The 20,884-nt window shown below is 66.3% G+C and carries 17 protein-coding genes; 10 read left to right on the top strand and 7 right to left on the bottom strand.

The window, feature by feature from the left end:
• The first annotated feature begins 2 nt into the window (after nucleotides 1–2).
• From ACQHGV_RS06470 to ACQHGV_RS06445, 6 genes are all read left to right on the top strand, one after another.
• The gene (locus ACQHGV_RS06470) at nucleotides 3–1,250 is read left to right on the top strand and encodes an N-succinylarginine dihydrolase (RefSeq protein WP_183950750.1); all 1,248 of its coding nucleotides are present in this window, start codon (nucleotides 3–5) and stop codon (nucleotides 1,248–1,250) included.
• A gap of 43 nt (nucleotides 1,251–1,293) precedes the next feature.
• Entirely contained in the window at nucleotides 1,294–1,512 is a 219-nt protein-coding gene (locus tag ACQHGV_RS06465; RefSeq protein WP_440980154.1) for a hypothetical protein, read from the top strand.
• Between the two features lie 49 nt (nucleotides 1,513–1,561).
• Nucleotides 1,562–2,461, top strand: a complete 900-nt coding sequence (gene cysD, locus ACQHGV_RS06460; RefSeq protein ID WP_440979863.1) for a sulfate adenylyltransferase subunit CysD — start codon at nucleotides 1,562–1,564, stop codon at nucleotides 2,459–2,461.
• Entirely contained in the window at nucleotides 2,461–4,374 is a 1,914-nt protein-coding gene (cysN, locus tag ACQHGV_RS06455; RefSeq protein ID WP_440979862.1) for a sulfate adenylyltransferase subunit CysN, read from the top strand. The genes cysD and cysN overlap by 1 nt, the downstream gene beginning before the upstream one ends.
• Nucleotides 4,371–5,102 carry a 3'(2'),5'-bisphosphate nucleotidase CysQ gene (locus ACQHGV_RS06450; protein WP_409788962.1) on the top strand — a complete coding sequence of 244 codons (732 nt, stop codon included), beginning with the start codon at nucleotides 4,371–4,373 and terminating at the stop codon, nucleotides 5,100–5,102. Before cysN ends, ACQHGV_RS06450 begins: the two co-directional genes overlap by 4 nt.
• Nucleotides 5,103–5,216: 114 nt before the next feature.
• Nucleotides 5,217–5,924: a ZIP family metal transporter gene (locus ACQHGV_RS06445; RefSeq protein ID WP_440979861.1), complete on the top strand. Its 708-nt coding sequence runs from the start codon at nucleotides 5,217–5,219 to the stop codon at nucleotides 5,922–5,924.
• A gap of 114 nt (nucleotides 5,925–6,038) precedes the next feature.
• Here ACQHGV_RS06445 and ACQHGV_RS06440 read toward each other — a convergent pair whose 3' ends face one another.
• The 4 genes from ACQHGV_RS06440 to ACQHGV_RS06425 all read right to left on the bottom strand — a co-directional run bounded on the left by ACQHGV_RS06440 (nucleotide 6,039) and on the right by ACQHGV_RS06425 (nucleotide 9,449).
• Nucleotides 6,039–6,821 carry an SDR family NAD(P)-dependent oxidoreductase gene (locus ACQHGV_RS06440; protein WP_440979860.1) on the bottom strand — a complete coding sequence of 261 codons (783 nt, stop codon included), beginning with the start codon at nucleotides 6,819–6,821 and terminating at the stop codon, nucleotides 6,039–6,041.
• An 11-nt stretch (nucleotides 6,822–6,832) separates the two neighbouring features.
• Nucleotides 6,833–8,008 carry a zinc-dependent alcohol dehydrogenase gene (locus ACQHGV_RS06435; protein WP_409788958.1) on the bottom strand — a complete coding sequence of 392 codons (1,176 nt, stop codon included), beginning with the start codon at nucleotides 8,006–8,008 and terminating at the stop codon, nucleotides 6,833–6,835.
• Entirely contained in the window at nucleotides 8,005–8,595 is a 591-nt protein-coding gene (locus ACQHGV_RS06430) for an SRPBCC family protein (protein ID WP_183950744.1), read from the bottom strand. The genes ACQHGV_RS06435 and ACQHGV_RS06430 overlap by 4 nt, the downstream gene beginning before the upstream one ends.
• 134 nt (nucleotides 8,596–8,729) lie before the next feature.
• The gene (locus ACQHGV_RS06425) at nucleotides 8,730–9,449 is read right to left on the bottom strand and encodes a Crp/Fnr family transcriptional regulator (RefSeq protein ID WP_440979859.1); all 720 of its coding nucleotides are present in this window, start codon (nucleotides 9,447–9,449) and stop codon (nucleotides 8,730–8,732) included.
• Nucleotides 9,450–9,750: 301 nt separating this feature from the next.
• On the opposite strand from ACQHGV_RS06425, the gene ACQHGV_RS06420 reads away from it, so the two are divergent.
• Nucleotides 9,751–10,941: an amino acid aminotransferase gene (locus ACQHGV_RS06420; RefSeq protein ID WP_440979858.1), complete on the top strand. Its 1,191-nt coding sequence runs from the start codon at nucleotides 9,751–9,753 to the stop codon at nucleotides 10,939–10,941.
• Nucleotides 10,942–11,158: 217 nt separating this feature from the next.
• Here ACQHGV_RS06420 and xylA read toward each other — a convergent pair whose 3' ends face one another.
• The 3 genes from xylA to ACQHGV_RS06405 are packed head-to-tail and all read right to left on the bottom strand — an operon-like array spanning nucleotide 11,159 to nucleotide 15,076.
• Entirely contained in the window at nucleotides 11,159–12,475 is a 1,317-nt protein-coding gene (gene xylA, locus ACQHGV_RS06415) for a xylose isomerase (RefSeq protein WP_440979857.1), read from the bottom strand.
• Entirely contained in the window at nucleotides 12,476–13,924 is a 1,449-nt protein-coding gene (gene xylB / locus ACQHGV_RS06410; protein WP_440979856.1) for a xylulokinase, read from the bottom strand.
• Nucleotides 13,925–13,933: 9 nt separating this feature from the next.
• Nucleotides 13,934–15,076, bottom strand: a complete 1,143-nt coding sequence (locus ACQHGV_RS06405; protein WP_440979855.1) for a glycoside hydrolase family 43 protein — start codon at nucleotides 15,074–15,076, stop codon at nucleotides 13,934–13,936.
• Between the two features lie 323 nt (nucleotides 15,077–15,399).
• On the opposite strand from ACQHGV_RS06405, the gene ACQHGV_RS06400 reads away from it, so the two are divergent.
• The 3 genes from ACQHGV_RS06400 (at nucleotide 15,400) to ACQHGV_RS06390 (ending at nucleotide 20,852) form a co-directional block, all read left to right on the top strand.
• Nucleotides 15,400–16,485, top strand: coding sequence for an alpha/beta hydrolase (locus ACQHGV_RS06400; RefSeq protein WP_440979854.1), 1,086 nt, complete (start codon nucleotides 15,400–15,402; stop codon nucleotides 16,483–16,485).
• Complete coding sequence (locus ACQHGV_RS06395) at nucleotides 16,485–18,821, top strand: glycoside hydrolase family 95 protein (protein ID WP_440979853.1); 2,337 nt, start codon at nucleotides 16,485–16,487, stop codon at nucleotides 18,819–18,821. The genes ACQHGV_RS06400 and ACQHGV_RS06395 overlap by 1 nt, the downstream gene beginning before the upstream one ends.
• A gap of 108 nt (nucleotides 18,822–18,929) precedes the next feature.
• Complete coding sequence (locus ACQHGV_RS06390; RefSeq protein ID WP_440979852.1) at nucleotides 18,930–20,852, top strand: NPCBM/NEW2 domain-containing protein; 1,923 nt, start codon at nucleotides 18,930–18,932, stop codon at nucleotides 20,850–20,852.
• Nucleotides 20,853–20,884: the final 32 nt, after the last annotated feature.

The raw sequence follows: 20,884 nt of genomic DNA, 5'->3' as shown, positions 1-20,884 counted from the left end.
CGATGCTGAGAGAGATCAACTTCGACGGGATCATCGGGCCCAGCCACAATTATGCGGGGCTGAGCCATGGCAATCTGGCCGCGACGCGCAACGCCGGCCATGTCTCGCACCCGCGCGCCGCCGCGCTTCAGGGGATCGCCAAGATGCGGGCGAACCTGGACCTGGGGCTGGTGCAGGGCATATTCCTGCCCCATCCGCGTCCCGATCACCCCTGGCTGCGCCGCCTGTCGACCGATTACGACGCCGCCTCGCCGGTGCTCAAGGCGCGTGCGCTGTCCGCCTCGGCGATGTGGGCGGCCAATGCCGCGACCGTCTCGCCCGCGCCCGACAGCGGCGACGGGCGGTGCCATCTGACCGTCGCCAACCTGGTCACCATGCCGCATCGCAGCCATGAATGGCCCGCGACGCTGGCGCAGCTCCGCCTCGCCTTCGCCGACCCGGCCTTTGCGGTCCACGCCCCCGTGCCCGCCCCGTTCGGCGATGAGGGCGCCGCCAATCATATGCGGCTGTGCGCCGCGCATGACCGGCCGGGTGTCGAAGTCTTCGTCTATGGCGAGGGCGGTGGCCCCTTCCCCGCACGCCAGCACCGCGAAGCCTGCGAAGCGGTCGCCCGCGCGCATCGCCTGTCCCCCGACCGCACCGTCTTCGCCCGTCAGTCCGAGGCGGCGATCGCGGCGGGCGCGTTCCACAATGACGTGGTGGCCGTCGCGAATGAACGCGTGCTGTTCGCCCACGAACAGGCCTTTGCCGAACCCGACCGGCTATACGCCGAACTCCGCCGCCTGATGCCCGAGGTGGCGATCGTCGAGGTTCCCGCCGCCGAGGTCAGCCTGGCCGACGCCATATCCTCCTATCTGTTCAACGCGCAGCTCGTCACCCCGCCGAGCGGCGAAACCACGCTGATCCTGCCGCAGGAGGCACGCGACACGCCCAGCGTCTGGCGCTGGTTGCAGGCGCATGTCGCCGGCAACGGGCCGATCCGGCAGCTGGAGGTCGTCAATGTCCGCGAATCGATGGCCAATGGTGGCGGCCCGGCGTGCCTTCGCCTGCGCGTCGTTGCCGATCCGGCCACGGTCGACCCCCGCTTCCTGGTCGACCATGCCCGGCTGGACCGGATCGCGGCGATCGTCGAGCGGCATTGGCCCGAGGCGATCGACCCCGCGATGATTACGAATCCGGACCTGATCGTCGGGATCGAAGCCGCCAGGCTGGCGTTGCTGGAAGCGCTCGACTGTCTCATATTGGCCTAGCTTCAGGCTTGGCAGGGCGGGCATGGGGGTTCAAAATATGCCCATGTGGTCCCGCCTGGTCGCCCTGTTCACGATCAAGACGAAGTTCGAGGCCTTTCTCGTGATCTACGGGCTGGGCGTCGGCGCGGTGGAGCGCGGCCAGCATTATCTGGTCCAATATCCGGGCTGGCCGGGCAAGATCATGTTCGCGGCCTGCCCGATCGCGGTGTTCATGGCGGGAGCCAAGATCCTCGACGCACTGGAGCGGGACTATCGCGATTGACAGGATAAGTTGGTCGCGCGGTTCGCTGGCGACATTATCTGACAATCCGATGACTGGACTGACCCACCTGCAACGCCTCGAAGCCGAGAGCATCCATATCCTGCGCGAAGTCGTCGCCGAGACCGAGCGTCCGGTGATGCTCTACTCGGTCGGCAAGGATTCGGCCGTGATGCTGCACCTGGCGAAGAAGGCGTTCTTCCCGGCGCGCCCGCCCTTTCCGCTGCTGCATGTCGACACGACCTGGAAATTCCAGGCCATGTACGATCTGCGTGACCGCGCGGCCGAGGCGGCGGGTATGGAGCTGATCGTCCACCGCAATCCGGAGGCCGAGGCGCTGGGCATCAACCCCTTCGACCATGGCAGCCGCCACACCGATATGTGGAAGACCGAAGGATTGAAACAGGCGCTGACTGCGGGTGGCTATGACGCGGCGTTCGGCGGTGCGCGGCGCGACGAGGAGAAGAGCCGCGCCAAGGAGCGCGTCTTTTCCTTCCGCTCCGCCGCGCATGGCTGGGACCCCAAGGCGCAGCGGCCTGAGTTGTGGAACCTCTACAACAGCCGCATCCACAAGGGGGAGAGCATCCGCGTCTTCCCCATATCCAATTGGACCGAGCTGGATATCTGGCAGTATATCCTGCAGGAGGGCATCGAGATCGTGCCGCTCTATTTCGCCGCCCCCCGGCCGACGGTGGAGCGCGATGGCATGCTGCTGATGGTCGATGACGACCGTTTCCGCCTGAAACCCGGCGAAGTCCCGGTCGATCGCTCGATCCGGTTCCGCACGCTGGGCTGCTATCCGCTGACGGGTGCTGTCGAGAGCGAGGCGGCCACCCTGTCCGAAGTCATCCAGGAAATGCTGCTGACCACCACGTCGGAGCGGCAGGGGCGCGCGATCGATCATGATCAGGCCGCCAGCATGGAGAAGAAGAAGCGCGAGGGGTATTTCTGATGACCGCCTATCAACCCGATGCGCTGATCGCCGCCGACATCGACGCCTATCTCGCCACCCACGCCGCCAAGTCGATGCTGCGCTTCATCACCTGCGGCTCGGTCGATGACGGCAAGTCGACGCTGATCGGGCGGCTGCTCTACGATTCGAAGACGATCTTCGAGGATCAGCTCAGCCAGCTGGAGGCGGACAGCCGCCGCGTCGGCACGCAAGGGCAGAATATCGACTTCGCGCTGCTGGTCGACGGCTTGGCGGCCGAGCGCGAGCAGGGCATCACCATCGATGTCGCTTACCGGTTCTTCGCAACGGAGAAGCGCAAGTTCATCGTCGCCGACACCCCCGGCCATGAGCAATATACCCGCAACATGGTGACGGGCGCCTCGACCGCCGATCTGGCGGTGATCCTGATCGACGCGCGCAAGGGCGTGCTGACCCAGACGCGGCGGCACAGCTATCTGGCGCATCTGGTCGGGATCAAGGAGATCGTGCTGGCGGTCAACAAGATGGACCTGGTCGGCCATGACCAGTCGGTCTTCGAGGCCATTGTCGCCGACTATGCCGCCTTCGCGCGTGGCATTGGGATCGAGCGCTTCACCGCCATTCCGCTGTCGGGGCTGACCGGCGCGAACGTCACCACGGCCTCGCCCGACATGCCCTGGTATGACGGCCCCGCTCTGCTCCCGTATCTGGAGACGGTGGCGATCGACGGCGATCGCGCCGTAGCGGCCTCGTTCCGGATGCCGGTGCAATGGGTCAACCGGCCCGATCTCGACTTCCGGGGCTTTGCGGGCCTGATCGCCAGCGGCCGGGTGTCGGCGGGCGATCGGGTGCGGATCGCGCCGTCGGGCAAGACGACCAGCATCGCGCGGATCGTCACCTATGACGGTGACCGGCAGGATGCGATCGCGGGCGAAGCGGTGACGCTGGTGCTGGCCGAGGAAGTCGACTGCTCGCGCGGCGACGTGATCGCGGCGGCCGAGAACCCGCCGGAGATCGCGGACCAGTTCGTCGCCAATATCGTCTGGATGGCCGATACGCCGCTGGTGCCGGGGCGCAGCTATTCGCTCAAGCTCGGCACGCAACTGGTCGGCGCGACCGTCCAGCCGCCGCGCCATGTCGTCGACGTCAACAGCCAGGAGGAGCGCCCAGCCGACACGCTCGCGCTCAACGACATCGGGCTGGCCGAGGTCTATGCCGACCGCCCGATCGTGTTCGAACCCTATGCGAAGGGCAGCGCGCTCGGCGGCTTCATCCTGATCGATCGTGCGACCAATGCGACCGTGGCGGCGGGCATGATCGATCATGCGCTGCGCCGCGCCCAGAACGTCCACTGGCAGTCCGCCGTCGTGACGCGCGAGGCGCATGCCCGGCAAAAGGGACAGGCGCCCAAGGTCCTCTGGTTCACCGGCCTGTCGGGATCGGGCAAGTCGACCATCGCCAACATGGTCGAGCAGAAGCTGCACGCCATGGGCCGCCACAGCTTCCTCTTGGACGGCGACAATATCCGCCACGGACTGAACCGCGACCTCGACTTCTCCGAGGCGGGCAGGGTCGAGAATATCCGCCGCGTGGGCGAGGTCGCCAAACTGATGGCGGATGCCGGCCTCATCGTGCTGACCGCCTTCATATCGCCCTTCAGGGCCGAACGCGACATGGTCCGCGCCCTGCTGCCCGAGGGCGAGTTCGTCGAGATCTTCATCGACACGCCGCTGGCCGTCGCCGAGGACCGGGATGTGAAAGGTCTCTATGCCAAGGCGCGCGCCGGCGAGATTGCCGAGTTCACCGGCATCTCCAGCCCCTATGAAGCGCCCGAGCGCCCCGAAATCCGCATCGACACGACGAAGGAAACGGCGGAACAGGCCGCGTCCCGGATCGTCGAGCATGTATTGGGCATCTGGAGTTACGATCTGTGACCGACGCCGAACTCGCCCGCGCGGTCGCGGTGGAAGCCGGCGCCCTGCTCAAGGCCATCCGCACCTCGAGCGGCCTGGACGGCGCGGCGCTGGGGGCGCTCGGCGACCGGGATGCGAACACGCTGATCCTCGATCGCCTGCGCGCCGAACGGCCCGATGACTTCATCCTGTCGGAGGAGTCGATCGACGACCGTACGCGTTGTGCCGCCCGGCGCGTCTGGATCGTCGATCCGCTCGACGGCACTCGCGAATATGCCAGCGGGTCGAGCGAATGGGCCGTGCATATCGGCCTCGCCATCGACGGCCGCCCGGCGCTGGGCGCGGTGGCGGTGCCCGACCGCGATCAGGTGTTCGCCACCGACGACCTGCCCCCACGGCATCCGCCCTGCCCCGTCGGTTTGCGCGTCGTGGTCAGCCGCAGCCGCGCACCCGACATCGCACGTTGCGTCGGCGATCGGCTCGGCGCCACGATGATCCCGATGGGCTCGGCGGGCGCCAAGGCGATGGCGGTCGTCGAGGGGCGCGCCGATGTTTATCTGCATGACGGCGGCCAATATGAATGGGACAATTGCGCCCCCGCCGCCGTTGCGCTCGCCGCCGGCTTCCACGCCTCGCGGATCGACGGCAGCCCGCTGGTCTATAATTGCGAGAACCCCTTGCTCCCGGACCTGTTGATCTGTCGGCAGGAAGTCGCCGCGACCGTTCTTGACGCCATCGCGCGGGGCTGATCGACTTCGCTTGGCAAAAGGTGACCTTGTAACGTCACATGGGCTGGTCCATGGGCAAGGGATGCGGCCCCTGCCTGTTTCCTGTCTCCGCCCCTGGCCGGGGATCGTTGCGCGATGACGTTGATCCCCCTTGCCTTTGGCCTGGCGGCAATGGCGGCGACGCTGGCGGGCGGGCTGCTGGCGCTGCGGTTGCAGCACCGCCTCGGCCGGATCCTGGGCATCACTGCCGGGATCGTGATCGGCGTGGCACTGTTCGATCTGGTGCCCGAAGCGATGGGGCTGGCCGGCGATCGCTGGTCGGTGCGCAGCCTGATGATCTTTGTCGCGGCCGGTCTGGGCGGTTATATGCTGCTCGACCGGGTGCTGGCGAGCATTCCGCGTGCCGAGGAATCCTGGCGCGGCCATCTGGGCCCGGCGATGTTGTGTCTCCACAGCCTGATGGACGGGCTGGGCATTGGGCTGGCGTTTCAGATCGATACGGGTGCCGGGTGGATGATCGCGCTGGCGGTGCTGACCCATGACGTGGCGGACGGCGTCAATACCGTCAGCCTCAGCTTGGCGGCGCGGTCGGAGGCGGCAGCGCGGCGCTGGCTGGTGGTGAACGGCATCGCCCCGATGCTGGGCGTGCTGCTCGGGCTCGCCATCGCCATTCCGGCCACGATGCTCGCCCCGTTGATGGGCGTGTTCGCCGGCATCTTCCTCTATATCGGCGCCTGCGAATTGCTGCCGCGCAGCCGGGCGCTCGATCCCCGGATACGCACCGGCGTGGCGAGCCTGTTGGGCATCCTGTTGATGCTGGGCGTCACCCACTTCGCGCATTGATGGCACCGCCGCCGGGGAAGGGTGATCCGGCGGCGGTGCCGTGGCTTGAAGGGCATGCGGCGGTCCCGGGGACGTGGCCGGCAAACCCTTGCGCCATCTCATGAACGCACGGGATCAGCGATCGGCCGAACCCGGCTCCGCAATTTTTCGATGCGCCTCGGCCAGCACCGATTGCGGCACGACGCCGGAGCCTGCGACCTGCGCCTTGTTTTTCACGCCGGGGGTGATGTGCCCCTCACCCGCCTGCATCGCATTCCAGCCCTTGCGCGCGACCCAGGCGGCATCGTCCTTCTTGCTCTGGCCGACATTGGTATCGAGCATGCCGGCACGCGCGAAGAACTCGGTCTCGGTCGGGCCGGGCATCAGCGTGGTCAGGGTGACGCCCTTCTGCTCCTTCAACTCGTTGCGCAGCGCCTCGGTGAAATTGTCGATGAAGGCCTTGGTCGCATTATAGATGGCGTTGAAGGGCCCCGGAATGAACCCGACGATCGAGCCGGTGACCAGCACCTTACCCTCGCCATATCGCACCATCGCCGACAGCACACGCTGCAGCAGATAGACGGTGCCGGTGACATTGGTGTCGACCGAGCGCCGCCAGACCTCGACCGACTGATCCAAGAACGGCCCGCCCATGCTGTTGCCGGCATTGGCGCACAGCACATCGATGCGGCGACCATCCGCCGCCGCCAGCAACGCATCGACGCCCTCCAGTGTCGCCAGATCGGCCTGCACCGCCTGCACCTGCGCGCCGTCCGCCGCCAGCTTGCTCGCAGCGGTATGGATGGCGGGCTCGTCCGCGACGATCAGCAGGTCATAGCCTTCCGCCGCCGCGCACGCCGCGAGGTGATAACCGATACCGGTCGAGGCACCGGTCACGATCGCGAATTTGTTGGTCATGGCCATGTCCTTCACTGACCGGGCTTCAGCACGATCTTGGTCACTTCGTTCTGCTTGTCATGGAACATGCGATACCCCTCGGGCGCCTGTTCCAGCGGCAGGCGGTGCGAGATCAGGAAGGTCGTATCGATCTTCCCCTCCATGATCGCATCGAGCAGGCCGGGCAGATAATGCTGGACATGGGTCTGTCCTGTCTTGAGCGTCAGCCCCTTCTGCATCACCGCGCCCAGCGGGAATTTGTCGACGAAGCCGCCATAGACGGCGGGCATCGACACGCGCCCGCCCTTGCGGACCGCGATAATCGCCTGGCGAATGGCGTGGATGCGATCGGTGCCTAGGAAGGTCGACGCCTTGATCTGGTCGATGGCGTTGTCGACGAACAGCCCGTGCGCCTCCAATCCGACCGAGTCGATCACCGCATCGGGACCGATCCCGCCGGTCATCTGCATCAGTGCGTCATAGGTGTCGGTCTGTTCGTAATTGATCGTCTCCGCGCCGAACTTGCGCGCCAGTTCCAGCCGGTGCGGGAAATGATCGATCGCGATCACCCGCTCGGCGCCCATCAGGAAAGCCGACTGGACCGCGAAAAGCCCGACCGGGCCACAGCCCCAGACCGCGACGATGTCGCCCGGCTCGATCTGCGCATTCTCCGCCGCCATCCAGCCGGTCGGCAGGATGTCGGAGAGGAACAGGACCTTTTCATCCTCCACCCCGTCCGGGATGACGATCGGGCCGGTATCGCTGAACGGCACGCGGACATATTCCGCCTGCCCGCCCGCATAGCCGCCGGTCATATGGCTATAGCCGAACAGCGCCGACATCGGATGCCCGTAAAGTTCGCGCGCGATGTCCTGATTGTCGGCGGGGTTGCCGTTCTCGCAGCCCGAATATTGATGCTTGCCGCAATGATAGCAGGAGCCGCAGGCGATGGTGAAGGGCACCACGACCTTCTGCCCCTTCTTCAGGGTCGAGGACGATCCCGTCTCGACCACCTCGCCCATAAATTCATGGCCGAGAATGTCGCCCGACTGCATCGTCGGGATATAGCCATCGTAAAGATGCAGGTCCGAGCCGCAGATGGCGGTCGCGGTCACCTTGATGATGGCGTCGCGGGGATTGACGATCTCGGGGTCATCGACATTGTCGATGCGGACGTCATGCTTGCCATGCCAGGTCAGTGCCTTCATGCGCCCTGCTCCTCACGCTGTTTCCGGGTCATGGCATTGGTCGCCACCTCACCCGTCTCCATCAGTTGCTTGAACCGGGCGAGATCGCGCCGGGCCTGTATCGCGGGTTCGCGCTGGAAGAGCTTGGCGACCAGCTTGCCGATCACGCCGGCGGGCGGATCATAGAGGATAGTCGCGGTCACCACCGTGCCGCGCGCGCCCGCATCGTCGAAGGTGACGCGTCCCGAGTTCGCGACATCCGCCCCCTCGGCCGAGGCCCAGGCGATCAGCCGCCCCTCCTCTTCCTCGGTCACCACCGCATCCCATTCGACCGTCGCGCCGCCCGGCGCCTTGACGACCCAGTGCGAGCGGGTGGTGTCGATCACCTCGATCCGCTCGACATTCTCCATGATGCCGGCGAGGTTGGAAAAGTCGCGCCACCAAGCATACAGTTCGGCCGCCGGGCGGCGGATCGTGGTGGCGCAGGCGGTCAGGCTGTGACCGCGATCCTCGATCGTCTCGTGGGTCGCGATCCGGACGGCAGCCCCCTGATCCTTGGCCGTCGTGACCGGCGCATCGTCAAAGGGTCGATCGGCGATGTCTGACATCGGGCTCTCCTTGCTCTACAAGGACAGCGTCGGGCCGCGCACGATGTTCCAGCACTTCATATTGTTTTTCAATATCTTGATCCGCATCAATGATACGGATCATCACCTGTTGCCGGGCGTCGGTGAAGCGATGATCAGGGGGCCAGGACGCGGACGGGCGACCGCCCCACCTTTCGTGCCAACTGCTGGGGATCGGGGATCGTCATCGTCCGCGTCGACCAGATCAGGTCGCCCGCGCGCCGTGCCGCCTGCAGCATCCGGTTGACGTGCACCGCCGTCAATCCGAGCGCGTCCGCCAGCGTCTCCTGCGTGATGGGCAGCTCATAGCTGCGGCCCTGGGTCAGGTCGCTGAGGCTAAGCCGCTCATGCAGCTCCAGCATCAGGTCGCCGATCCGCTCCATCGCGTTCATCCGACCCAGCCTGGCGATCTGGGACAGGAGATGCGCTTCGTCGAGCGCCTGGCTGAGCGCATAGGCCTCGTCCAGCGCCGCATGGCTTCCCGGTGCCGGGGGCACGCAGACCGTCACCTCGGTCAGCGTGACGATCGTCGTCGGCGATACCGGGCGGCTATGATGATACAGCCCGATCAGGTCGCCGGGCAGCAGGAAGTTCAGGAACTGACGCCGCCCGTCAGGCAGGATGCGGACCCGCGCCGCCCAACCCGACAGGATCAGCTGCGGATGAGGGACATCGCGTCCTTCGACCAGCAGGTCGCGGCGGGGGCGAAGTACCTGGGGACGGGCGATCGCATCGCTCAAGGCCGAATGGGCGGCCGCATCCAGCCGCGCCAGTTTCGACAGCCGGTTCAGCGCGGGCGAAAAGCGGGCGGCGGGGCGTATCTGCGTGCGGTTCATGCCTGGTCCTCCACGTCACCGACCTGACCACCGGCCGAGTAACATTGTCCTTCGCAAACAATATAGGAAGCATCTCTTCGCGATCTCAATAATACACATCAATATCGCGTATTTTTCGCTATTTAGCCGAATAAACGGGATGAACGGAACGATTCTATCGGTGACGTGAACCCCTTCGCCTCTTTATGGCCGGAAATGCGAATATCGCCGACAGCCCGGTCGGCGCGACGAACCGCCCGGTGCATTCCATTTCGCGGTCATGGCCCTATGGTGCCGCGATCCATTCCCGGAAGGTTTTACGATGCGTTTCGCGACCCTGACCCGCCAGCCCGACGACCCCTTGCTGAAGATCATCGGCCAGCACGCCGCCGACCCCCGGCCCGACAAGATCGATCTGGGCGTCGGCGTATTCCGCGACGAAGAGGGGCGGACGCCGGTGATGACGGCGGTCAAGGCGGCCGAGGCCCGACTGCTGGAGACGCAGGCCAGCAAATCCTATCTGGGGCCGGAGGGTGATACGGGCTTCGTCCAGGCGCTGGGCCGGATCGTGATCGGCGACGCGGTGCCAAGCGACCGCTATGTCGGATTGCAGACGCCCGGCGGCACCGGCGCGCTGCGCCTGACCGCCGAGTTGCTGGCGCGCGCGGGCGTCGCGCGCATCTGGATCGGCAGCCCGAGCTGGGCCAACCATGCGCCCATCTATCGCCAGGCGGGTGTCGAGCCGGCGATGATCCCCTGCTATGATCTGACCAGCCAGACGTTCGATCTGGAGGGCTTCCTCGCCGGGTTGAACGGTGCGGCCGAGGGGGACGCGGTGCTGCTCCACGGCTGCTGCCACAATCCGATCGGCATCGATCCCGACGCCGCCGGCTGGGCCGCGATCGCCGAGCGGGTCGTCGCGGAGAAGCTGATCCCGGTGGTCGATCTGGCCTATCAGGGTCTGGGTGACGGTTTCGATAGCGACGCAGCTGGCGCGCGCGCGATCCTGGCCGCCGTGCCGGAGGCGCTGCTCGCCTATTCCTGCGACAAGAATTTCGGGCTGTATCGCGAGCGGACCGGTGCGCTGTTCGCCATCACCCCCGATGCCGATGCCGGCGCGGTCGTCCTGAGCAATCTCCTCGCGCTGGCCCGCGCCAACTGGTCGATGCCGCCCGATCATGGCGCGGCGATCGTGCGGATCATCCTGGAGGACGAGACGCTTGCCGCCGAATGGCGGGACGAACTGGAGACGATGCGACAGCGGCTGGAAAGCCTGCGCGCGATGCTGGCAGAGGGCGGTCGGATCGGTACCGTCGATCTGGGCGCGGTCGCGCACGGCAAGGGCATGTTCGCCACGCTGCCGCTGTCGCCCGCCCAAGTCGAATGGCTGCGCGATCGGCATGCCATCTATATGGCGGGGTCGGGTCGGATCAATATCGCCGGGTTCAATATGGCGGCGGTGAGCCGCTTTCACGCGGCGTTGCGCGACATGGCGGCGAACGAGGTGGCGTAATCTCGAACGTCCCGCCGTTCGTCATGGACGGCGGGATTCCCTTGGCCTTCGACTTCGCTCAGGCTGAACGGAGGTTGGGACTCGGACATCCCGTGACACCCGTTCAGCCTGAGCGAAGTCGAAGGCCACGCCGAACGCTAAGAAAAATGGGGCACGCCCGATCACCGGACGCGCCCCTTTTTCATACCTGACGGGCCGGATCATCCGGCCCGACGGGTCACTTGTTGACGATGCGGTTGACGATATTCTCGATCCGCTCCTGACGACCCGAACGCGGGCGGGGATCGATCGCCTTTTGCTCGGCGAGGTCGGCGATGCCGGCGAGGTCGAGCCCACCGATCTGCTGGCCGAACTCACCGTCCCAACCGGCGTAACGTTCGGACTTGATCGCATCCAGTCGACCGTCCTCGATCAGCGCGGCGGCATTGAGCAGGCCCTTGGCCACCACGTCGATCCCGCCGACATGGCCGTGGAACAGATCGACCGCATCCATCGACTGGCGACGGACCTTGGCGTCGAAGTTGAAGCCGCCAGTGGTGAAGCCGCCTGCGCGGATGATCTCCAACATGGCGAGCGTTAGTTCCTCGACCGAATTGGGGAATTGGTCCGTATCCCAGCCATTTTGGTGATCGCCGCGATTGGCGTCGATCGACCCGAAGATGCCCAGCGCGCCGGCGGTCGCAATCTCATGCTCGAAGGTGTGGCCCGCGAGCGTGGCGTGGTTCGCCTCGATATTGACCTTCACTTCGTTCTCGAGGCCGTACGCCTTGAGGAAGCCGTACACAGTGGCCGTGTCGAAGTCATACTGGTGCTTGGTCGGCTCGTGCGGCTTCGGCTCGATCAGGATGGTGCCGTTGAAGCCGATCTTGTGCTTGTGCTCGACGACCAGGCTCAGGAAGCGGCCCAGATTGTCCAGTTCGCGCTTCATATTGGTGTTGTGGAGCGTCTCGTAACCCTCGCGACCGCCCCACAGCACATAGTTGGCGCCGCCCAGCCGGTGCGTCGCTTCCAGCGCGTCGCGGACCTGCATCGCGCCGAACGCATAGACTTCGGGGTCCGGGTTGGTCGCGCCACCGGCGGCGAAGCGCGGATGGCTGAACAGGTTGGCAGTGCCCCAGAGCAGCTTGCGGCCCGACGAGGCCTGGAGCTTTTCGAGGTGATCGACCGCTTCGGCGAAATAGCGGCGATGCTCGGCGACGCCCTGCGCATCGGCCATCACGTCGACATCGTGGAAGCAGTAATAGGGGATGTCGAGCTTCGAGAAGAAGTCGAACGCCACTTCCCGCTTCTGCGCGGCGGCCGCGCTATCATTGGCGCCGGCATGCCAGGGGCGGTTGAAGGTGCCGCCGCCGAACACGTCCGAACCCGGCCAGCAGAAGGTATGCCAGAAGCACGCGGCGAAGCGGAGATGCTCCTCCATCGTCTTGCCCAGCACGACGCGGTTCTTATCATAGAAGCGATAGGCGAGTTCGTTCTCGCTGTCCGGACCCTCGTAACGGATCGTCGGGATGTCGGCGAAAAAGTCGGTAGCCATTTAAACGTTCCTCGGAGTGATACGGGAATAGCTGTCGCGGAAGCGCGCGATCTTGGGGGCGAAGCGCTCGACGAGCGCGGCGTCGGGGGCGATGGCGTGGCTGACGGGCGGCGGCGCGCAGACTTCCTCCGGCGAGCCGCCGTCGACCGCCAACTGGGCGAGACGCGCCGAACCCAGAGCCGGGCCGACTTCGCCGCCCTTCAGATAGACGAGTTCGACGTTCAGCGCGGCAGCCAGCGTCTGCCCCCAATAGGATGAGCGAGCCCCGCCGCCGATGACCGACAGCTGCGACAGCTCGGTCCCGGCATCGCGCAGCACCGACAGGCCGTCGGCCAGCGCGAACGCCACGCCCTCCAGCACCGCCTGCGCCAGACGCTCGGGCGTGGTGTCATGGTCTAGCCCCAGGAACGCGCCGCGCACCTCGGCATCGTTATGCGGCGTCCGCTCGCCCGACAAATAGGGCAGGAAGATTTCTGGGCCGCTCGCAGGACCCACGCTTTCGGCGCGGGCGAACAGCTCGGCGGCACCGGGCGTGCCGGTCAGCCGCGCGACCCAGTCGATGCAGGCCGCCGCCGACAGATGCACCGACATCTGATGCCAGACATTCGGCAGACAGTGGCAGAAGGCATGGACCGCGCCCGCCGGATTGGGGCGGAATTCCTTGGTGGCGGCGAAGATCACGCCCGACGTGCCCAGCGACAGCAGCGCATCGCCGTCCTTGACCACCCCCACGCCGGCGGCTCCGGCGGCATTGTCGCCACCGCCGCCCGCGACCGGCACCTGGTCGATGCCCCAGGCCTCGGCGACGTCGGCACGCAAACGGCCGGTCTGCGCCGTGCCCTCGACCGCCTGCGGCATCTGCTCGCGGGTCAGGCCGGTGGCGGCGAGGATGTCGTCGCTCCATTCGCGGCGCTCGACATCCAGCCACAGCGTGCCGGCGGCATCCGATACGTCCGACGCCTTCTCACCGGTCATCCGCAGCCGGACATAATCCTTGGGCAGCAGCACGGTGCGGATCTTCGCGAAGGTCTCCGGCTCGTAATGCGCGACCCATAGCAGCTTGGGCGCGGTAAAGCCCGGCATCGCCAGATTGCCCGCGATCCGGTGCAGATCGGGGGCCTTGGCCTCCAGCTCCGCACATTCGGCATGGCTGCGGCCGTCATTCCAGAGAATGCCGGGACGCAGCACCTGATCGTCCGCGCCCAGCAGGGTCGCGCCGTGCATCTGCCCGGCCAGCCCGATGCCGCGCACCGCCCGACGCACCGCCGGATCGATCGCGCGGACGGCGGCGGTTGTCGCCTGCCACCAGGCCTCCGGGTCCTGTTCGGACCAGAGCGGATGGGGGCGCTGCACGGTCAGCGCCGCCGTCCCCTGCCCCACCACCGCGCCATGTTCGTCCAGCACGACGGCCTTCACGCCGGACGTGCCGATATCGATCCCTAAGAACATCCGCGTCCCTTACTTCACGAACGGATCGATGGTCGGAATCGTGCCGTCCGGGTTGAACTTCAGCTCGGTCATCTTGACGTTACGCAGATGGTTCTTGTCCGACAACTGGGTATCGGCGTAGAACAGCCACCACTTGCCCTTCCACTCGACGATCGAGTGATGGGTGGTCCAGCCCTGCACCGGCTTCAGGATATGGCCCTTATAGGTGAACGGGCCGTACGGGCTGGTGCCGATCGCATAGTTCAGGAAATGCGTGTCGCCGGTCGAATAGGTATAATAATATTTGCCGTCGCGCTTAAAGACCCAGGACGCCTCGAAGAAGCGCCGGTCATGGTCGCCGCCCAGAACCGGCTTGCCCCGTTCGTCGAGGATCACGACGTCGCGCGGGGTCTCCGCGAAGGTCTTCATGTCGGGGTTCAGCTTGGCGATCTTGCCCGAGATAGCGGGCTGGTCGTCCTGCTTCAGGTCGGTGTCGCTGCCGTTCGGATCGTATTTGCCGTCCTTCCAGCGCTGAAGCTGGCCGCCCCAGATGCCGCCGAAATACATATACGCCGTGCCGTCCGCATCCTGGAACACGGCCGGGTCCATCGAGAAGCTGCCGGGGATTGCCTCCGGCTCGGCCTTGAACGGCCCCATCGGGTTCTTCGACGTCGCCACGCCGATGCGGAACGCGCCTAGGCCGTTGCGATCCTTCGACTTATCGCGCGCCGGGAAATAGAGATAATAGGTACCGTCCTTATAGGCGGCGTCGGGCGCCCACATCTGCTGCGACGCCCAGGGCACGTCCTTCACGTCGAGCGCGACAGGACCGATCGTGACCTTGCCGCCCGGCTCGTCCATGCGCAGCACGCGATAGTCGCGCATGGCATACTGGTTACCCAGATCGTCGTTCGGCGTGTCGGTCGGCACGTCATGGCTGGGATAGATATAGAGCTTGCCGTCTGGCCAGACATGCGCGGAGGGATCGGCGGTGAAAATCTCCCGCACCAGCGGCTGCGACAGGTAATGGCGACCATCGGGTGCGGTCGGATTTGCCTCGTTCGCCGCCGTGGCGGTGTTGGCCTGAGCGGTGTTGCCCGCCTCGTTCGACGTTCCACAGGCCGCCGTGCACAGACCCAGCACGGCCACGCTGGCCATCATCAAGCGCTTCATCGCTTTTCCTCTCCAAGCGCCCCATCTTCGGGGCTTTGACCGGACGATAGCGCTATCAGGATGCGGGATGCAAGGCCGGTTCGGCGTTTTGCGATGGGTGGGGTTTTGGCGTGGCCTTCGACGTCGCCCAAGCCGAACGGCGTTTGGGAGGGACAAGGTTATGCCCCGCCACCCGTTCAGCTTGAGCGAAGTCGAAGGCCAAGGGAATGCCCCAAATCCACGCCTTGACAAGGCACGGCGGACTGCTGGTAACGATACCCGGACAAATGAAGCGGACCGGCCCCTTCCAGGTCGGCGCGGACCCAGGACAGAGGATGACACGCATGGCCCTACGCCCTTCCCGCGCCCGGTGGATGCTGGCCGCCGCGCTGACCCTGATGCCGCTCGCCGCCGCGCCCGCACAGATGGCGACCCAGGCACCCGTCACGGTGCCCGGTGCCAAGCCGGTGACGATAGAGCGGATCAAGGTCCATTCGGCCGCCATCGAAGGCAATCTGGAGGGGAACAGCGCCGACCGCGACGTCATCGTCGTGCTGCCGCCGGGCTATGCCGCCGACAAGGCGCGCCGCTATCCAGTCGTCTATGCGCTGCACGGCTATTCGATCGGCGCAGAGCAATGGACCAGCGAAATCCATGTCCCCGCCTCGATCGAGGGCGCCTTTGCGCGCGGCGTCGCGCCAATGATCCTCGTCTTTCCCGACAGCAAGACGATGCATAACGGATCGATGTATTCCTCGTCGCAGACGGTCGGCGACTTCGAGCGGTTCATCAGCCACGACCTGATCACCGCGATCGATGCCCGCTATCGCACCATTGCCCGGCGCGAGGCGCGCGGGCTGATCGGCCATTCGATGGGCGGCTATGGCACCGCGCGGATCGGGATGAAGCATGCCGACATGTACGGTGCCATCTATATGATGAGCCCCTGCTGCCTGTCGCCCCGCGCCATGGCGCAGCCCGATGCCAGGAACGAGGCCGCGCTGACCAGCCTGACCTCGCCCAAGGATTCGGCCAAGCTGAACTGGGGCCAGCGCGCCATGCTGGCGGCGTCGGCCGCCTGGTCGCCCAATCCGAAGAACCCGCCGCTCTATCTCGACCTGCCGATCAAGGACGGCAAGCTGCGCGACGACATCATGGCCAAGTGGCTGGCGAACACGCCGCTTGCCTTTGTCGATCAATATATCGCCCCCTTGCGCAGCTTTCGCGCGATCGGGCTGGATGTCGGGTCGCAGGACGGACTAAAGCCCGATGCCGAGGCGCTGCACGCCGCGCTCGACCGCTATGGCATCGCCCATCAGTTCGAGGTGTACGAGGGCGATCACGTCAACCGGATCGGCGTGCGCTTTCAGGACAAGGTCTTGCCCTTTTTTGGCAAGATATTGGTCGGTCAGTCGGCGGGTCGACGCTGATGCGCGCGTCGCGGCGCGGCGTGCTCCAGGGGCTGGCGGCGGGCGCGATCAGCGGCGGGCTGGTCAAACCCGCCGGCGCTGCCACCCCGACCGCGCCCGATCCGACGCATCGCCTTTGGTATCGCACCCCTGCCAAGGCCTGGACCGAAGCGTTGCCGGTGGGCAATGGGCGGCTGGGCGCGATGGTCTTTGGCGGCATCGCGCGCGAACGGCTGCAACTCAACGAGGACAGCCTGTGGGCGGGCGGGCCCTATGATCCGATCAATCCCGCCGCGCGCCAGGCCTTGCCCGAGGTGCGGCGGCTGATCGCGGCGGGGCGGCTGAAGGAGGCGCAGGCACTGGCCGATCGCACATTGATCGGCACGCCGCGCACGCAAATGCCCTATCAGCCGCTCGGCGATCTGATCCTGCGCTGGCCGGGGCTGACCGACGATGCGGCCAGCGACTATCACCGGCAGCTCGATCTCGACAGCGCCGCCGCGACCACGCGTTTCTCGGCAGGCGGCGTCACCCACCGGCGAACGGTGATCGCCTCGCCGATCGGCCAGGTACTGATGATAACGATCGAGGCCGACCGGCCGTTCGATCTCGACATCGCCCTGACCTCCCCGCAACAGGATATTCGGGTCGAGACTACCCGTGATCGGCTGACCCTCACCGGGCGCAATGCGGATCATGCCGGCGTGAAGGCGGCGCTGCGCTTCGCCGCACAACTGGGTGTCGTGGCGCGCGGCGGCACGGTGACGACCGGCGACGGGCTGGCGGTACGCGGCACGCGATCGGTGACGCTCTTCCTCGCTATGGCGACCAGCCGTCGCGGCTCGGGGGATCTGACCGGCGATCCGCTGGCGGACGTATCGCGGACGATCGACCAGGCGCTGGCGCGGGGAGCGGTGAAGGTCGCGGCCGATGCGCTGGCCGAGCATCGTCGGCTCTACCGCCGCATCGCGCTCGATCTCGGCACCAGCCCCCAGGGCTTGCGCCCCACCGACGAGCGGGTGCGCGCCGATCGCGCCGTGGATGATCCGGCGCTGGCCGCGCTTTATTTCAACTATGGCCGCTATCTGCTGATCACGTCGTCGCGCGCGGGCGGGCAGCCGGCGAACCTCCAGGGGCTGTGGAACGAGAGTACCAACCCGCCCTGGGGGTCCAAATATACCGTCAACATCAATACCGAGATGAACTATTGGCCCGCCGAGCCGACCGGGCTGGGCGAATGTGTCGCGCCGCTGGTGCAGATGGTGCGCGAACTGGCGATCAGCGGCGAACGGACGGCGCGGGAGATGTATGGCGCGCGCGGCTGGGTCTGCCACCACAATACCGATCTGTGGCGTGCGACCGCGCCGATCGACGGCGCGCCCTGGGGCATGTGGCCGACCGGCGGGGCGTGGTTGTGCACCCATTTGTGGGAGCATTACGACTATCACCGCGATCCGGCCTTCTTGGCCTCGGTCTATCCGCTGATGCGCGGGGCGGCGCTGTTCTTCCTCGACACGCTGCAGACCGATCCGGCAACGGGTCACTTGGTCACCAGCCCGTCGCTGTCGCCCGAGAACGAGCATTCGCCCGGTGTCTCGATCTGCGCGGGGCCGGCGATGGACCAGCAGATCCTGCGCGACCTGTTTGATCAGGTGGCGCGCGCCGCCGCGATCCTGAACATCGATGCCGAGTTCGCCGCGCAGGTGAAGGCGGCCCGCGCCCGCCTCGCCCCCGACCGGATTGGCCGAGAGGGACAGTTGCAGGAATGGCAGGAGGATTGGGACGCCCGCGCGCCCGATCCGCATCACCGCCATGTCTCACACCTCTATGCGCTGTTCCCCAGCGACCAGATCACCCCCGACCGGACACCGGAACTGGCAAGAGCGGCGCGCAAGTCGCTGGAAATACGCGGAGACCAGTCGACCGGCTGGGCCACCGCGTGGCGCGCCAATTTGTGGGCGCGGCTGCATGACGGCGAGCATGCGCACAGGATCATCGCCTATCTGCTGGGGCCGCAGCGCACCTATCCCAATCTGTTCGACTCGCATCCGCCTTTCCAGATCGACGGCAATTTCGGCGGCACGCGCGCGATCGTCGAGATACTGATGCAGAGCCGTGACGACGAACTGCTGCTGCTCCCGGCGCTCCCCCGCGCCTGGCCGACGGGATCGGTCAGCGGCCTGCGCGCACGCGGGCGGTGCCGGGTCGACCTGCGCTGGCGCGAGGGGCGGCTCGTGTCGGCAATGCTGGCCGGCGATCTGGCGGGTGAACGCATCGTCCGGCTGGGTGCTCGACAGACGCGGATCACCCTGACACCCGGCAAACCCATCCGGTTGCGCGAAGCCGACTTTGTTTAACGCGTTGAGAGACTTCGGACGCGAAACACCGTAATCGAAACAGCTTGACTGGACAGCCCCGCTTTAGTCCGACAAGATGGCGGCAACGATAACGAAGCGGGTGAGGCAATGCGACGGATCAAACAGGCCTGTCTGGCGGGCGCGGCGGTGGTCGCGTGTCTGTCATCCACCGGCATCGCGCAGACGGCCCCGGCGAAGACCGATCCGCTGGCGCCCACCGGCCGCTGGACCGCCAATCAGGATGGTCAGGCCGCATTGCCGCCGATGGGCTGGAACAGCTGGAACGCGTTCAACAGCGATGTCGACGAGGAAAAGGTCATGGCCTCGGCGCAGCTGATCGTCGACAAGGGGCTGGCCGCCGCCGGTTATCGGTACATCAACATCGATGACGGCTGGTGGTTGCGGCGGCGTCAGCCCGATGGCCGGCTGGTGATCCGCGCCGACAAATTCCCCTCCGCCAAGGCCGGCGCCAACCAGCAGACCAGCTTTCGCCCGCTGACCGACCGGCTCCATGCCATGGGGTTCAAGGCGGGCATCTATTCCGACATCGGCCGCAACAGCTGCGGCCAGGTCTACACCCCCAATTTCGCCAACCAGCCCGAGGGCACCGTAGCCGAGCGCGAGGTGGGGCTGTACGGCCATATCGACCAGGACATCGCACTCTATTTCCGCGAATGGGGGTTCGATTATATCAAGGTCGATGGTTGCGGCATTCGCGGGCTGGGCAGGGACAGCGACCATGTCCGCAAGGGCGATTATCGCGAACTGGCCCCGCTGATCGACATGAACTCACTCGCGCGGACCGACATTCCGGCGGTGCGCGCGCTCTATGATCATGTCGCGACCGCGTTGAAGCGGGAAAACCCGGATGGCGACTATCTGTTCTCGCTGTGCCTCTGGGGCTCGTCCAATGTGCGCAACTGGGGCAAGCAGATCGGTAATGTCTCGCGCACCAGCGACGACATCACGCCGCACTGGTCGCGGATGCTGACCAACTTCGACACCAGCGCGACCCGTGCGCTCTATGCCCATGCGCATACATGGAACGACCCCGACATGCTGTTCGTCGGGTCGGGCGAGTTCGACGCCGATCACATGACCGAGGCCCGCTCGCACTTCGCGTTATGGGCGATGATGAACGCGCCAATGCTGATCGGCTTCGACCTGCGCAAGGCCAATGCCGAGCAGTTGGCGCTGCTGGGCAACCGGGCGATCATCGCGCTGAACCAGGATGCCGCCGGACATCAGGCGGTGCCGGCCTATCGGTCGGACGATGTCCAGATCTTTGTGAAGACACTGGCCAATGGCGACAAGGCGGTGGCGATCCTCAACCGCACCGCCGCGCCGGTCCAGCCGACGCTGACCGCCGATCATCTGAAACTGCGCGGCGACCGGCCGGTGGCCCTGACCGACCTGTGGAGCGGTCAGAAGACCAGCTTCACGGGCAATACCAGGCTGACCGTCGCGCCGCACCAGACGCTGATCTACCGCGTCACCGGCCAGCGCCGGTTGACGGGCGGCCATTATCTGTCGGAGACGCCCGGCGACGTGAACCCGGCCGAGGACGGCGTCGTCACGCCCGAGGGCGATCCGACGATCCATCACGAACTCAGCCCCTGGGGCGGCAGCAACGGGCCGGGCGACTTCCCGCAATATGGCGGCTGGGGCGGCGCGCAGGCCGATCGCACGCCCTTCGGCCGGCCGCTTCGCATGGCGGGCAAGGTGTATGACACGGGCCTTGGCGTCCTCGCCAATTCGCGACTGGAGGTACGCAATCCGGGCCAGTCGCGGTTCGCCGCCACGGTCGGCATCGACGACTCCGCCACCGCACGCCGCCGGCGCGTGGTGTTCGAAGTCTATGGCGATGGCAAGCTCCTCGCCCGCTCGCAGCCCGCGACGCTGAACGGAACGCCAGCGACGATCGAGGCCGATGTGCGCGGTCGCAAGCTGATCGAACTGGTCGCCCGCGCCGATAGCGCTCCCGACGCGGCTCTGCCCGTCGCCTGGGGCGAGGCGCGACTGCTCGACTGACGCGATTGTCCCGCCTGATCAGGGCCTTGCCG

It is taken from the genome of Sphingomonas pseudosanguinis, from assembly GCF_052056765.1.
GTDB classification, from domain to species: domain Bacteria; phylum Pseudomonadota; class Alphaproteobacteria; order Sphingomonadales; family Sphingomonadaceae; genus Sphingomonas; species Sphingomonas pseudosanguinis.
The sequence above is the reverse complement of the archived record's forward strand: the minus strand, read 5'-3'. Positions and strand labels throughout refer to the sequence as shown.

What these genes read in the sequence shown, in the direction of transcription:
- ACQHGV_RS06470 (WP_183950750.1), top strand. Translation starts at nt 3, where the DNA reads ATGCTGAGAGAGATCAACTTCGACGGGATCATCGGGCCCAGCCACAAT.
- ACQHGV_RS06465 (WP_440980154.1), top strand. Translation starts at nt 1,294, where the DNA reads ATGTGGTCCCGCCTGGTCGCCCTGTTCACGATCAAGACGAAGTTCGAG.
- cysD (WP_440979863.1), top strand. Translation starts at nt 1,562, where the DNA reads ATGACTGGACTGACCCACCTGCAACGCCTCGAAGCCGAGAGCATCCAT.
- cysN (WP_440979862.1), top strand. Translation starts at nt 2,461, where the DNA reads ATGACCGCCTATCAACCCGATGCGCTGATCGCCGCCGACATCGACGCC.
- ACQHGV_RS06445 (WP_440979861.1), top strand. Translation starts at nt 5,217, where the DNA reads ATGACGTTGATCCCCCTTGCCTTTGGCCTGGCGGCAATGGCGGCGACG.
- ACQHGV_RS06440 (WP_440979860.1), bottom strand. Translation starts at nt 6,821, where the DNA reads ATGACCAACAAATTCGCGATCGTGACCGGTGCCTCGACCGGTATCGGT.
- ACQHGV_RS06435 (WP_409788958.1), bottom strand. Translation starts at nt 8,008, where the DNA reads ATGAAGGCACTGACCTGGCATGGCAAGCATGACGTCCGCATCGACAAT.
- ACQHGV_RS06430 (WP_183950744.1), bottom strand. Translation starts at nt 8,595, where the DNA reads ATGTCAGACATCGCCGATCGACCCTTTGACGATGCGCCGGTCACGACG.
- ACQHGV_RS06425 (WP_440979859.1), bottom strand. Translation starts at nt 9,449, where the DNA reads ATGAACCGCACGCAGATACGCCCCGCCGCCCGCTTTTCGCCCGCGCTG.
- ACQHGV_RS06420 (WP_440979858.1), top strand. Translation starts at nt 9,751, where the DNA reads ATGCGTTTCGCGACCCTGACCCGCCAGCCCGACGACCCCTTGCTGAAG.
- xylA (WP_440979857.1), bottom strand. Translation starts at nt 12,475, where the DNA reads ATGGCTACCGACTTTTTCGCCGACATCCCGACGATCCGTTACGAGGGT.
- xylB (WP_440979856.1), bottom strand. Translation starts at nt 13,924, where the DNA reads ATGTTCTTAGGGATCGATATCGGCACGTCCGGCGTGAAGGCCGTCGTG.
- ACQHGV_RS06405 (WP_440979855.1), bottom strand. Translation starts at nt 15,076, where the DNA reads ATGAAGCGCTTGATGATGGCCAGCGTGGCCGTGCTGGGTCTGTGCACG.
- ACQHGV_RS06400 (WP_440979854.1), top strand. Translation starts at nt 15,400, where the DNA reads ATGGCCCTACGCCCTTCCCGCGCCCGGTGGATGCTGGCCGCCGCGCTG.
- ACQHGV_RS06395 (WP_440979853.1), top strand. Translation starts at nt 16,485, where the DNA reads ATGCGCGCGTCGCGGCGCGGCGTGCTCCAGGGGCTGGCGGCGGGCGCG.
- ACQHGV_RS06390 (WP_440979852.1), top strand. Translation starts at nt 18,930, where the DNA reads ATGCGACGGATCAAACAGGCCTGTCTGGCGGGCGCGGCGGTGGTCGCG.